Below are 14,064 nucleotides of genomic sequence, written 5' to 3' on the forward strand. Positions count from 1 at the left end.
TTATGGTTCCCGAAATCGTCATACAACTGGTTTTATATAATGATGCCCTCTTTCTGCCGGGATTGTTGAGCTCTTTAAGAAAACAGACATTTAACAATTTTCATTTGATAGCTGTTGATAACAGCAGTGATGATTCGGTGGCAGAAAAATTCAGAGAATTATGGCCGGAAGGTGAATTGTACCGTTCAGACTGTAATCTTGGCTATGCAGGTGGACATACCCGGCTGATGGAAACAACACTTAAAAGAGGGGCTCCTTTTGCTTTAGTTTTAAATACCGATGTCCTTCTCCAGAAAGATTTCCTCAGGAATTTGCATGATCAGCTGGTCCGGTTTCCCGGAGTGGATGCCTGCGGCCCGTTGATTTTGCAGGGGATAAATAATCGGAAGACCAAAATTGTTCAGAATTACCGATTATACATGGATTTTCCCCTTGGTAGAAAATCGAGTCCCGACGAAGGCAGAAATTTAAGGTCGTATAAGGAACTGCCTGTTTCTGCTGATGTGGATTACTTGTCGGGAGTGGCGTTTATGATTCGGACCTCTGTATTTAAGAATATTTCCTTTTTTGATCCCGGTTTATTTTTGTATGGTGAAGAGCGCGATTTCTTTTACAGATTTTCCAAAAGCGGACGCGTGGCAATGGTCACACGAAAAGCTGTTTGCTGGCATTTGCATGACTGGGCGGCCCAAAGCAAGGAAGGGTACAGGAGGGAATACTATTACCTGCGGCGAAACAAGATACTCTACTTCAAAAAATATAATTTCCGGAGGGGCTTGATCAGATTTCTCTTATTCGAACTTATTAAGCTGCCTTTGACATTGGTTTGGAGTTCCGGGAAAGGTGGAATAAAAATGTTTGGATGGTATTGGTTGGGTATATGGCATGGATTGACGGGGAAAAGCGGCAAAAGAGCCTGAGGATCGCCACGATAGTTATTGTGGCGATCTTTGACCGGGTTTTAACCTTGTATTTACAAATCTTCTGATAAAAAATACCAGTGATATTAGCGATGATACCATCATAATAATGACTTGTATTAACGCCGTTGTATCATTTCTCTCAATAGCCCCTTTAAGAGGAATCAGCAACCCCGCGAGAACAAGGAAAGTAAGGATCATCACAGCATTGGCAATCCCCCTGTAATATAATTTTACTCCCTTATTGAGAATGAGAATGGCAAGACCAAAGAAAACCGGTATCAGGGCGGTAATGGAACGAACCTCCGGCACAATATAAGCCCAAAGGCCTGTCAGTACCAGGACGATGCCGTTAATTAAACTTATGGTGTGTAATTTCATGTTGATATATTTAGTGTGTGTCTATAAACTCCCAAAAAATTTTTACAATTTGAGTGTCTGTTCAGAAAGTGTCATTTACAAGGCTTGCGAAGTCCGGAAATACGGAGTTTACTCTTCGTAAATGAATAATTTTCGGACGAGCGTAACACAGTAAATGGCACTTTATGGACAGACACTTCTATTTAGGTTATTTATTCCATATCATAAATCTGCTCTCCTTTTTTTGCATAGCTTCTTCTATCAAAGCAAGCTTTATGGCATCTTCCATTGAAGGGTATACTCCAGGTACCATTTGGTTGTCATGAAAAAATGAAGGTGGAGCAAACTGACCAACCAATGCGGCTTTATTTTTTCTCGAGATGTTTTTGCTTATCCAAACGCGAATAATTTTTGTCCTGCGTTCTGATCCACATAATTTATCATTATCATTAGAAGTTTAACAATCGGTTTGCTATAAACGTTCAAATACACTCTGTTTGTCATCCGTTAAAGCACATTTGGTTTTTCTTCAGGAAGTGGATTACTAATCAATGATGGAACAATCTGACCCCTGTGTTGATAAAAGTGATGCCATATTTTTCGGCTGTCTCAAATATTTCAGCATCTCTGATTGAACCGACCGGCGACGCAATGTATTTTATGCCATATTTAGCGGCCAGCTCTATATTATCTTTTTGGGGGAAGAAACCATCCGAGAGCAGGCAGGTGCTGTCCAGTTCGTTGAGTAAAATTTTCTCACCGAACAGTTCTTCTCTTTTTTGTTCGATGATCTGGTCGAGTTCTGTTCTTTTGAGTTCTTTGAGTTCTTTGGTGAAAGAATAGTCCATCCTGATTTTTTGATACCAGATATTGGCTTTAGACAAAGCCAGTTTGGAACAAAGTATCCGTGACTGTTGTCCGGAACCTATCCCGATTACCTGGCCGTTGTTAACCACACAGATAGAATTGGACTGGGTGAATTTCAGGGTAATGATGCCCAGTTTTATATCTGACATTATTTGTGGTGTTAAGGGAGCTGTTTCGGTTTTTACATCTTTCAGAAGGTCGTCTGTTACATTCAGGCGATTTCGTTTTTGCCGGATGGTAATGCCAAAAATTTCTCTCGCTTCAATTTCGTCGGGCTCATATTCCCTGTCGATGCTGAAAATCACGTAACCGCCTTTTTTCTTTGATTTTAATATATCAAGAGCCTCTGAGGAATAACCGGGGGCAATGATCCCATCCGACACTTCTGATTTAATAAGACGTGCAGTATCTGCATCAACCGGGCTGCTGAGTGCAATGAAATCGCCGAAAGAAGCCAGACGGTCTGCACCGCGTGCTTTGGCGTAAGCTCCGGCTAATGGGGATACATCCGGTTTTGTTCGATAGGCTGTTTGTTCTTGTCCGTTTAGTTCTGAGGCAAGAGCCACCCCTGACGGTGTAACGTGTTTGAAGGATGTGGCAGCCGCTTTCCCCAGTGCTTTTTCAGCATCTTTGACAAGCTGCCAGGAATTCAGTGCATCCAGAACATTTATGACACTGGGATTCCCGTTCAAGAGCTGAAAAACTCCGGACGGGTCAATAACTTCGGCGTAGTCCTGATAGGGGTTCATTCCATACTTTAGCTTCATAGGGAGAATTTTTTTTGGGTTATATCTTTTTATCAACCGATTGGTCATGAATGACGTTACAAAAATAAAAGTATTATTTTAATGAATCGATCATGAGCAGGTTCACCGCATAGTATAAAAATTTATTACTTCTGCCTGTTGGTTGCTTTTATCTACTGCTGTTACATATATATTCCTTCTCCCACACCTATTGGAAGATCGAGCCAATACCATACAAAAAGTAATGCTACCCACATAATAAACAATACAATGGCATAAGGAACGAGCAACGAGACCACGGTTCCGATTCCCACTTTCTTGTCATACTGCCGAATCCATCCAATCAGAAGAGGAAAATAAACATAGAGCGGGCTAACGCAGTTGGTAATGCTGTCGCCCACACGATACATCAGCTGAACAAAAGCAGGAGTGAAACCCAATTGGGCCAGCATTGGGATAAACACCGGTGCAAATATGGCCCATTTGGCCGATCCACTTCCAATAAAAATATTGATGAAGGCCACCAGTATCATGAAGAGAGTGAACATGAACGGCCCGGTAAGTCCGGTGGATTGCAAAAACTCCGCGCCATTGATGGCCAGAATGGCATCGAGTCGGCTCCAGTTAAAGAGGTTGATAAACTGAGCAACAACCAGCATTAACACAATATATCCAGACAAGTCTTTCATACCTTGTCCCATAAATTTTATCACATCGTCGGGGTGTTTTATGGTTCCTGCGGCTTTTCCGAAGAAGTATCCCGGTATGGCAAACAGGAAAAAGAGGATGGGCACCAGACCTCTTAAAAAAGGTGACGGCACTATTCCTCCGGTCTCCTGATTTCGCAAGGGCCCCCACGAAGGGATTGTCAGCAATGCCACAACTGCAATGATGATGAGAGCGGCATAACCGGCCCTTTTCAACCCTTTGCGCTCATTATCTGTCACTGCATGAGTATCCGGCTTTTCAAGTTCTTTGTGTTCTCCCATACTAAAATTTCTGGTGCGCGGAATAGTATAGCGTGTTACCACATAGGCGCCGCCCAGTCCAAGTAAAACTGTAGAAACAATCATGAAATACCAGTTGGCCGTGGCACTTACCTCGGCCAAACCTGTTTTACTGGTTACTTCCGTACTAATTCCTGCCAGCAAGACATCTGTCCCGGCAATAAAAAAATTCGCTGTAAAACCGGCTGTGGCTCCTGCATATCCGGCTATCAATCCGGCCACCGGGTGTATGCCCATCTGGCTGAAAATCAGTGCAGCAATGGGAGGGACAATCACCACTCCGGCGTCGGAACCTATATTTCCGCAGGCACCTATGATGAAAATTACGGGGAATACAATTTTTCGGGGGACAGAAAAGGTAAGGTTGCGCATTACAAGCGACAGCAGGCCGCTTTTCTCTGCCACTGAAACTCCCATTAACATTACCAGTACAAGCCCGAGCGGTGCAAAATGAGCAAAATTGGTGACCATCTCCTGAAGAAACCGGCGAAGGCCTTCGCCTGAAAGAAGATTTTGCGCTTTTACAACCTCCCCTGTAGAAGGGTCAGTGGCCTGTACACCTAAAAAAGAGGTAATGAAACTGATGAAAACAATGAAGATGGTAATCCAAACAAACATCCAAAACGGATGGGGAAGCTTATTTCCTACTCTCTCTATCCAGTCAAGAAAACCACTTCCCTTTTTTTGTTGAATTTCTGCATGATGCTTTTCTGTTGTGTCCATAGGTGTTGCTTCTTTTTTGTCAAATATGGTAAAATTCTGTGAAAGGTCATTGGAACCATTTTATTTTTGGAACAGACTCTTTGCATTAATATACAAAATTGCTCATTTGGTCAAATACTTGTTGCCACTGACCAGTCTTCTCAGCATTTCGGATTCAGTTTCCTTAAATTTAGTGGGTATTTACATAAATCGATAGATCAATAGATTTTTAGATATAAGATGAAAGATGAATTATAATATTGAAAATCAGCACTTACAGACAAATAATTGTTCAACAATAAATAATTGATTTACAGCTTATAGCAGAAATTGATAGAGTATTGAAAAACAAAGATGGAGGAAATACCGGAAAGTTTTACTGGAAAAATATTGTTTGTATGCAGTGGGAACAGCCATGGTCGATGTACCGCAGCTATTGAGGAACAGGCCAGGGTATTGAAAGGATACGGAGCAGAGATTCATTTTTTCAGGATTGAGGGGAAAGGGTTGATGTCCTATCTATCGGCCATCGGTAAGTTAAGACATTATGTAGACGAACATTCATTTGATTTAGTACATGCTCATTACGGGTTAAGCGGCATGGTAGCCAGGTTGTCTGGTGCGCATCCTTTGGTGGTATCCCTTATGGGGAGCGATGTCTTCGGAGCCTGGTGGTTGAGGCTGGGGGTAAGGATATTTACTAAATTTTTCTGGCCTCTCACCATCGTCAAGAGTGAAGAAATGGCTGCAAAGGTGGGTGTGAGAAAAGTGAAAATCATACCCAACGGAGTAGATATGGAGCTTTTTCGTGAAAAGCCAAAAGCTGAAGCGCGGCAAGAGCTTGAGATGGGGTTAAATTCTTCCTTTGTTGTACTCTGGCCCGCTAATCCGGCGAGGGAAGTCAAAAATGTGTCTCTTGCCCAAACAGCAATGGAACGGGTAGAGCATAGCCCGTGCGAACTGAAGATGGTTTTTGACCGGCCGACAGAGATGATGCCTTTGTACTACAACGCAGCTGATGTGGTGCTTTTGACATCAAAATGGGAAGGGTCTCCCAATGTAGTGAAAGAAGCACTGGCTTGCAATACTCCGGTTGTTTCAACCCCGGCAGGGGATGTGAAAAAATGGCTGAAAAACCTGGAAGGGTGTGCCATATGTGCCCCCGAACCTGGCGAAATTGCCGCCGGAATTGATAAAGCCCTTAACCATAAAGGCCGAATAAACGGGAGAGAACGAATTAAAGAACTGGATAACAGAAATATTATTAAAAGATTGTTTTCGGTTTACGCCGAAGTTATGAATAGTCCTTCACAGGGAATCAGATAACGAATTGTATGGCATTAAAGATTACAACAGATATTGGTCGGGTGGATACACGGGCCTGGGAGAAATTTGTATATGACCATCCGGATGGAAATATTTTCCAGATGCCATGCATGTATGAGATACATCAGAACACAAAGCACCAGAAACCCTTAACCTTTTTTGCTTTTGATAACGATGAGCTTGTGGGAGTCCTGATGGCGGTACATCTCACAAATACTTTTCCACCGTTGTCTTTCTTTACTCGGAGACAAATTGTTTTTGGAGGGCCGTTAATTAAAGAAAATGACAGCGGTATTTTACTGGCTTTGTGGGATGCTTTGTTTCACCAAACTGCCAAAGCTGTTGTTTATACTGAGATCAGGAATTACAGGTTAGGACTTTCTCTGAAGCCTGTTTACGAGGAAGCCGGGTTTTACTATGAGTCTTATCTGACCGTTACCATCGATATGAACCGGAAATCGGGGGAATTATGGGCATCTTTGTCTCCCGACAGAAAAGAGAATATTGAAAAGATGGGGCAGGTCAGTCATGTTGTGAAAGAATTGGAAGATGATAAAGAATTTCTGGATGCATGGCATATTTTGAACGGAACCATCTTGTCGAAAGGGCGTCCCCTGTCACATCGTTCAATGATGTACGCGATAAGGGAGTCCAAAGCATTAATGCCTTATTTACGAACAAGGGGCTTGTTTATTAACGGAAAGATGAAGGCGACAATCTGGTTGTTGCTTTTTGATGACAAAGCATCGGTATGGATGGAAGGCAACATGCTCGATGATAGTGAACAATGGCTTTACGACGGATTTTTGTGGGGCATTATTCAGGAGCTACAGAGCGAAGGCATCCGGTTCTTTGAAATGGGAAACGGCGGCAAACCCGGGCAGGATTTTTACATCCGTCAGTATAAAAAGTCTTATGGAGGTATGGTACGTGAGACGGGACGTTACATATATGTTCATAACTGGTTTTTGTGGAATCTGGGAAGAATGTTTTATAAGTGGTATAAAAAACTTACGATATTTTTCTTCCGGAAATATTTCAGGATATGAGAATAATGTTAGATATAGGGCATCCGGCACATGTTCACTATTTCAGAAATTTTATCCGGATCATGGAATCACGCGGTCACCGGTTTCTGGTGACAGCCAGAGATCGTGAACATGTGAAGGGGTTGCTCCATTATTACGGCATTCCTTACGAGAACAGGGGTGAAGGAGGTAAATCACTTCCGGGGAAAATATGGTATCTTGTGGGTACTGCATGGGAGCAGTATAGGCGGGCCCGAAAATTCAAGCCCGACTTATTTGTCGATTTCAGTACTATTTATTCTGGTCCCGCCGCCCGGATAACCGGAAAACCGTACATCACCTTTACCGATACGGAGAATACCAGAATTTACAGACGATTCATCGATCCTTTCTGTAAAAAGGTTTATACACCCTTATGCTTCAAAATGGATTTAGGGAGCCATCATCACAGATTCAACGGGTTAATGGAATTGGCTTACCTGCATCCCGACTATTTTGAACCCGATCCTTCCATACTGGAAGAGATGAAGATAAAGCCGGAAGAGAGATTTGCCATAGTTCGGTTTGTTGATTGGATGGCTGTTCACGACAGGGGAAAACATGGTTTCTCTGATCGAAGAAAAGTAGAGTTGGTCAGAGCTCTTGAACGGTATGGTCGTGTATTTATAAGCTCTGAGGGACCTTTGCCGGACGAGCTGGAGGCTCAGCGCTTAAGGCTGGCCTCGCATAAAATTCATCATCTGTTGTTTTTCGCCACCGTGTTGGTTGGAGAAGGTGCTACAATGACTACCGAAGCTGCTATTCTTGGAACTCCTGCCGTCTATTTGTCCGATTTCAGGCTGGGGAACCTGCTTTATCTGGAAAATAATTACGGTTTGGTGCTTAATTACGGGACCACCGAGAAAGACCAGGCCATGGCATTGAAAAGTGCCGCCACTCTTCTTGGACGCCCGGGTACTAAAAGTAATGCTGCCCGTCAGTCAATGAAAATACTGGAGGACCATATTGATGTGACCCGGTTTATGGTAGAAACCATTGAGCAGTTTGATGCCAATGTTCGTAAAAATTGACCATGTCCTGTCCTTTACCCGTTTAAACAATTGAGAAAATGTGTGGAATAACCGGAATATTAACCCAAAATGGAACCAGTGCCAATGAGGAAATTTGCAGGCAGATGACAAAGGTGCTGTCTCACCGCGGACCTGACGGAGAAGATGTTGTCTCCTTAGGGGCCGTTGCCCTTGGACATCGGAGGCTGGCCATTTTAGACCTGACCGGGACAGGGAGTCAACCCATGGCTTCGGCAGACGGCAGGGTAGTGTTAACCTACAACGGCGAAGTCTATAATTTCCGGGAAATACGTGCTGTTCTGGAGGAGAACGGATATATTTTTCGTGGCAGTTCCGATACCGAGGTAGTTGTAAATGCACTTCATTTTTGGGGAACCAAAGCCATTGAGAAATTTAATGGCATGTTTGCCTTTGCCGCCTGGTTTAATGATGAGAAAAAGTTGATTCTTGCCCGCGATCGTTACGGCATTAAGCCGCTTTACTATATGCAGACAGAGAATTCTTTTCTGTTTGCCTCCGAAATAAAGTCTCTGCAACAGCATCCCGGATTCCGGTTTAAAGTGTCCAAAGATGCACTTATTGAATATTTTTCCTTTCAAAATATCTTAAGCGACCTCACTTTGTTTGAAGGGGTGAAACTTCTACCTGCCGGACATTACCTTGAGGTGCAGCCCGGTACTTCAGAAATAAACGAATATTGTTACTGGGATTTTGCCTTTCGACCGGTTTCTATGGATGCCGTTGAGGCTGAAAATGAGTTGCAAAGGTTGTTTGAAGAAGCGGTAGCCAGACAACTTGTCTCCGACGTGGAGGTAGGCGCCTATTTGAGTGGGGGTATGGATAGTGGCGGAATCACTTGTGTGGCCTCCAGGCAGTTTAAAAATCTGAAATCTTTTACTGCCGGTTTCGATCTTTCTTCCGCTTCAGGCATGGAGATTAATTTTGATGAGCGTGGACGCTCGGAGTATTTGTCGAATCTCTATAAAACCGAGCATTATGAAATAGTGCTGAAAGCCGGCGATATGGAACGGGTCATGCCGGCTCTGACCACTCATCTCGAAGACCTTCGGGTGGGGCAGTCTTATCCAAACTTTTATATATCACGGTTGGCCGGACGATTTGTTAAAGTCTGCCTGTCGGGTGCAGGGGGCGATGAGCTGTTTGCCGGGTATCCCTGGCGCTATTATCACAATTCCCGGAATGGATACCACAATGGTTTCGCCGACAGTTATTTCAGATACTGGCAACGGTTGGTACCCGACGATCTGAGAGAAATCTTTTTTACCCCGGCTGTCAGGAAAATGATTGATTTTGAGCGACCTGCGAGTGTTTTTCGGTCATTACTGACCAATGGTCAGGCCAATGTTAGTGACCGGTCACCGCAGACATATATTAATAACTCACTTTATTTTGAAAGTAAAACGTTTCTCCACGGCCTGCTATTGGTGGAGGACAAGCTAAGTATGGCCCATGGCCTCGAAACCCGTTTGCCGTTTCTGGACAATGATCTGGTGGATTTTGCCATGCAGGTTCCTGTGGAACTGAAACTTCGCGATTGGCAGAATATGGTGCATATCAATGAGAACGACCTGACAGGGAAAAAACAGGTGAAATCGCTGTCGACCGATGGAAAACTTCTGTTGCGGAAAATGTTGCAAAAATATGTGCCTGCCGATTATTGCAACGGCCATAAACAGGGCTTTTCGGCTCCTGATGCCAGCTGGTTTAAAGGAGAAAGCCTCAATTATATCAGAAGATTGTTGTACAACAAAGAGGCACGAATCTACGAATTTATCGATTTTGATGTAGCGCATCGCCTGATGGAAGAACACATGAAAGGACAAAAAAACAACCGGCTGTTGATATGGTCACTTTTGAGTTTTGAATGGTGGCTCAGAATTTTTGGAAATTAAGATATAAATGAACAAAGTGAAACAAGAGAAAAACCCCAGAGTATTTGTCGGCCCGGGTAATACTGCCGGTAATGCCCATTACATTGCCCGCTCGTTGCGTAAAGTGGGCGTTCATGCCCGGAGCTATTCCTACGAGAAGCATGAATTCGGTTATTCAACCGATAAGCTGGTTCTTCAGTTTCGTTCATTAAAAAGGAAGGGGGTCATCAAGCTGATCAACAACCGGTTTGTATTACATCCTGTTAATGCCCTGATCAGATTTTTCTTTCTTTTATCTGTTCTTTTTCGTTACGATCTGTTCTATTTTATTTCTCCCGTCACTTTTTTCCGGAATCATAACGATCTGGCCATATTGAAATTTTTCGGTAAGAGAGTTGCCTTTTTCTTTCCGGGCTGTGCCGAAAAGGATCCGTACGACGAGCTGAATACCATGAAATACAGTTTTTGCTGGTATTGTACCGATATAAAAAAGCAGAGATTTTGTCTGTGTGACCGGCCGGAAAAGAAGAAAGCCCGAATCCGTAAGTTTGAAAAACATGCAGATTTTATTTTTTCAAGGCCCAGTACATCCGGCTATCTCAAAAGTCATGAAAAGGCATATCCTATGTGGCTCATGACCGATCCACCCGCCAATCCTGTTTCGCTTGAAAAGTTTGATGATTCTTCACCCGTTCGGATCATGCATTTCCCTTCTCACCGCGAGCTTAAAGGTACCAAATATGTGGAAGCGGCAATTTCTAAGCTTGGGGGTAAATATGAAATTGATTATATATCAAGACGAATGCCTAATCAGGAGGTGTTGAAAAACCTTGAAAAAGCGCATATTCTTATCGATCAGTTTACACATACTTTCGGATTACTCTCGGTAGAAGGTCTTTCGAGGGGTTGCGTGGTTATTTGTCGCATCGAGAACTGGGCCCGCAAGAGTTATCCCGATTTACCTGTGGTGAGCTGCGATCCCGAAGACCTGGAGGAAACCATTGCAGGATTACTGGCAAGTCCCGAAAAAAATGAAAGAAATTGCGAAAAAATCTATTGAATGGTATCAGAGGTATGCCACGCTTGATGTGGTAGGAAACAGAATGTTGAAGGTCTTTACAAATAATAACGTTTAGTATGTCCGATGAAACTTTAGTATCCCGGTGGACTTCAACGTTGGAAGTGTTAAGGGGTAAAGAGTAAGCAAAATCTGATAATTTAATGATCTTTTGAATGAACAAAAATTATTGTAAAAAGCGTACAGTTTTCCGATTTGTTTTCTTTGCTATGGTGTTATCGGGGCAGGGTTTTTTATTGCAAGGACAACATGTACCTGTGCATGTTGATAATCAAGGGATTTATGATTTTATAGATGAACTTGCCAATGAGGGGATTATTGATGTTAATACGATTGCAAAACCTTATAGCCGGTTGGAAATTACTGGTTTCCTGGCAGAAGCAGAAAAGAATGAAGATATTACTCGTCGCCAGCGCAGAGAGGTTGATTTCTATCTTCGCGATTTTGGCAGGGAATTGCCTTCTGAAGAATTAACCAACAAGCGTTTCGACCTTTTTTATTACAGCGATTCACTGTTTAGTTTAACGGTCAATCCTGTTTTAGGAGCAGGTGTCTTTTTGTCGGATGGAGCGGCCGGTTACTATCGCTACAATGGGGGAGAGATACATGGCTCTGTTGGGCAGCATTTTGGATTTTATGGAAGTTTACGCGACAATCACGAGTCGAAGGTAATAGGGGGAAGGTCTTTCTTAATACAAAAAAGAGGTGCGGTATATAAGAGCGATGATGAAGCCCGTGATTTCAGCGAAGCACGTGGAGGCCTGACCTGGTCGTGGGACTGGGGTCAAATAGGGCTGCACAAAGACCATTTTACCTGGGGGCATGGCTACAACGGTGCCAACATTTTTTCAGGCAACGTCCCTTCGCATGCCTTTATTTCTTTGAAGATCAATCCCGTTCCATGGTTTGAGCTGAGATACATACACGGCTGGCTGGTTTCGGAAGTTGTCGACAGTGTTCGTTCTTTCCGATATTATGACGGAACACGTGAAGTTTTTGCCGATAAATATTTGGCTGCCAATTTTTTGACTGTTCGCCCTGTTCCACGATTGTATGTTTCCGCCGGAAATAGCATTGTTTATGCCGATACCCGTGTAAATCCGGCTTATCTGGTACCTTTTCTTTTTTACAAATCGGTGGATCATACCTATAACGGTGCATCCAATGAAGTAGGACAAAATGCACAAATGTTTTTTGACATCAGCAGCCGGCAGTTGAAACATTTTCACCTCTATTCCACCATCTTTGTGGATGAGATATCTGTAAACAGGATGTTTGATAAAGAACAGCATTCCAATTATATAAGTGCAAAGGCTGGTGTGAGGATATCTGGTGTACCATCAGGTATGTCTTTTACGGCGGAATATACACGCACCAACCCGATGGTGTATCAGCATAAAATACCAACAACTACCTGGGAAAGTAATGGTTACAATATGGGGCATTATATGAGAGACAACAGCGACGAATGGTTTTTTGAAGTCGGCTACCATCCTCTTCGCGGCGTGAATTTACAGTTGTCTTATTCTCATGCCCGGAAAGGTAAGGATTATCAATCTATTCTGATCAATGGAGAGGAAGCCGGCCATCCGGAGATTAATCAGGAGGAACCGCGGTGGGGCCTGCCTTTCATGAATGAAGTCCGACTGAAAATGGATAAAATATCTTTGAAAGGCACGTGGCAGGTCATCAACGATGGTTATGTGTATTTTGGAATCGGATATAATAATTTTGAAGGTGTTGATACCGAAAAATATATTCCCCCGTTCTATCGCGACGGAGGTTTCTCGGGTTCATTTGGTGTGAATTACGGGTTCTGATAATCAGCTAAAATTTAAATATTAATGTCGAATACCCTAAACATACAGATGGTTGACCTTGTCGGTCAGTATCATAGGCTTAAGAAGGATATTGAGCCGGCTATGGAAAAAGTTGTGGGCGGAGGACAATATATTAACGGACCCGAAGTTCATGTTTTTTCGGGGGAGTTGGAACGTTATCTTGATGTGAAACATGTGATCCCCTGCGGTAACGGAACGGATGCTCTTCAGGCAGCGCTGATGGCACTTGACCTGCAGCCGGGAGATGAGGTTATTTCTTCCACGTTTTCATTCATTGCTTCGGTTGAGGCGGTTGCTCTGCTCGGTCTGAAACCGGTTTTGGTTGATGTTGATCCCGCAACTTACAATATTGATCCTGCTTCTGTGCGAGATGCCATTTCGGAACGAACAAAGGCAATTATTCCGGTTCATTTGTTTGGACAGGGAAGTGCCATGAACGACATTATGCAGATTGCATGGGAAAATGATCTGTTTGTCATTGAAGATGCTGCTCAAAGCCTTGGCGCCCATTTTTCTATGGACGGTAACAAGATGAAACTTGGAACCATTGGCCACATTGGGTGTACTTCGTTTTTCCCGACTAAAAACCTGGGTTGTTATGGCGATGGAGGGGCCTGTTTTACAAACGATGACGACATTGCTGAAAAACTCAGGATGATAGTTAACCATGGTGCCCGAAAGAAATATTTTAACGAACGTGTCGGTTTGAATTCCAGGCTTGACACCCTTCAGGCGGCTGTTTTGAATGCAAAGCTGGGGCATCTTGACGATTTTATTGACAGGAGGCGCCGGGCAGCAGCAATCTATTTTGAGGCGTTGAAGGATGTCCCGTTTTTGCGTCTTCCCGGGCAGGGGAGAGGGGTCGATCACACTTTTAATCAGTTTACCGTGAGAGTGCCCGGCGGCCAGAGAGATAAGCTGAAGAAATACCTGAATGAGAATGGCATTCCTTCAATGATCTACTACCCATTGCCATTGCACCGGCAGCCTGTCTTTGCTCCTTATTGCCGCAACGGGATGTCGCTTCCGGTAGCTGAAATGATCTGCAGTGAAGTGCTTTCGTTGCCTATGCATACAGAGCTGACAGAGGAAGAATTATTGTATATAACACAAAAGATTAAGCAGTTTTCGTGAAACGAGCATGACAAAAGAAAAGGATTGCCATTATAGATTAATAGATTTTTAGATATAAGATTTAAGATGAAACGAGCATGGGCAAGGATTGCC

At 43.4% G+C, this 14,064-nt stretch carries 12 protein-coding genes; 8 read left to right on the plus strand and 4 right to left on the minus strand.

Features of this window, described 5'->3' with window-relative positions; all coding sequences use genetic code 11:
* The first annotated feature begins 2 nt into the window (after positions 1-2).
* Positions 3-920 carry a glycosyltransferase gene (locus OQ5_RS0115720; protein ID WP_016778406.1) on the plus strand — a complete coding sequence of 306 codons (918 nt, stop codon included), beginning with the start codon at positions 3-5 and terminating at the stop codon, positions 918-920.
* 15 nt (positions 921-935) lie between these two features.
* Here the strand turns inward: OQ5_RS0115720 and OQ5_RS0115725 are convergent, their stop codons facing one another.
* From OQ5_RS0115725 to OQ5_RS0115740, 4 genes are all read right to left on the minus strand, one after another.
* Positions 936-1,301 carry a hypothetical protein gene (locus OQ5_RS0115725; protein WP_016778407.1) on the minus strand — a complete coding sequence of 122 codons (366 nt, stop codon included), beginning with the start codon at positions 1,299-1,301 and terminating at the stop codon, positions 936-938.
* Positions 1,302-1,488: 187 nt separating this feature from the next.
* Positions 1,489-1,638, minus strand: coding sequence for a hypothetical protein (locus OQ5_RS23625; RefSeq protein ID WP_016778408.1), 150 nt, complete (start codon positions 1,636-1,638; stop codon positions 1,489-1,491).
* A 190-nt stretch (positions 1,639-1,828) separates the two neighbouring features.
* Complete coding sequence (locus tag OQ5_RS0115735) at positions 1,829-2,914, minus strand: 5-aminoimidazole-4-carboxamide ribonucleotide transformylase (RefSeq protein ID WP_044107968.1); 1,086 nt, start codon at positions 2,912-2,914, stop codon at positions 1,829-1,831.
* Between the two features lie 161 nt (positions 2,915-3,075).
* Positions 3,076-4,623, minus strand: coding sequence for an AbgT family transporter (locus OQ5_RS0115740; RefSeq protein ID WP_016778410.1), 1,548 nt, complete (start codon positions 4,621-4,623; stop codon positions 3,076-3,078).
* A gap of 333 nt (positions 4,624-4,956) precedes the next feature.
* Between OQ5_RS0115740 and OQ5_RS0115745 the strand changes: the two genes are divergently transcribed.
* From OQ5_RS0115745 to OQ5_RS0115775, 7 genes are all read left to right on the plus strand, one after another.
* Complete coding sequence (locus OQ5_RS0115745) at positions 4,957-5,928, plus strand: glycosyltransferase family 4 protein (RefSeq protein ID WP_016778411.1); 972 nt, start codon at positions 4,957-4,959, stop codon at positions 5,926-5,928.
* Between the two features lie 8 nt (positions 5,929-5,936).
* Positions 5,937-6,977: a hypothetical protein gene (locus OQ5_RS0115750; RefSeq protein WP_016778412.1), complete on the plus strand. Its 1,041-nt coding sequence runs from the start codon at positions 5,937-5,939 to the stop codon at positions 6,975-6,977.
* Complete coding sequence (locus tag OQ5_RS0115755; RefSeq protein WP_016778413.1) at positions 6,974-8,026, plus strand: DUF354 domain-containing protein; 1,053 nt, start codon at positions 6,974-6,976, stop codon at positions 8,024-8,026. Before OQ5_RS0115750 ends, OQ5_RS0115755 begins: the two co-directional genes overlap by 4 nt.
* Before the next feature lie 38 nt (positions 8,027-8,064).
* Positions 8,065-9,939 (plus strand): asparagine synthase (glutamine-hydrolyzing), encoded by a 1,875-nt coding sequence (gene asnB / locus OQ5_RS0115760; RefSeq protein WP_016778414.1) that lies wholly within the window; start codon positions 8,065-8,067, stop codon positions 9,937-9,939.
* Between the two features lie 7 nt (positions 9,940-9,946).
* A complete protein-coding gene (locus tag OQ5_RS21340) occupies positions 9,947-10,978 on the plus strand; it encodes a hypothetical protein (protein WP_016778415.1) in 1,032 nt (343 codons plus the stop codon).
* Positions 10,979-11,151: 173 nt separating this feature from the next.
* The gene (locus tag OQ5_RS0115770) at positions 11,152-12,816 is read left to right on the plus strand and encodes a capsule assembly Wzi family protein (RefSeq protein ID WP_016778416.1); all 1,665 of its coding nucleotides are present in this window, start codon (positions 11,152-11,154) and stop codon (positions 12,814-12,816) included.
* Between the two features lie 24 nt (positions 12,817-12,840).
* Positions 12,841-13,971, plus strand: coding sequence for a DegT/DnrJ/EryC1/StrS family aminotransferase (locus OQ5_RS0115775; RefSeq protein ID WP_016778417.1), 1,131 nt, complete (start codon positions 12,841-12,843; stop codon positions 13,969-13,971).
* Positions 13,972-14,064 lie beyond the last annotated feature (93 nt).

It is taken from the genome of Anaerophaga thermohalophila str. Valhall (genome assembly GCF_000250735.1).
GTDB lineage: Bacteria > Bacteroidota > Bacteroidia > Bacteroidales > Marinilabiliaceae > Anaerophaga > Anaerophaga thermohalophila_A.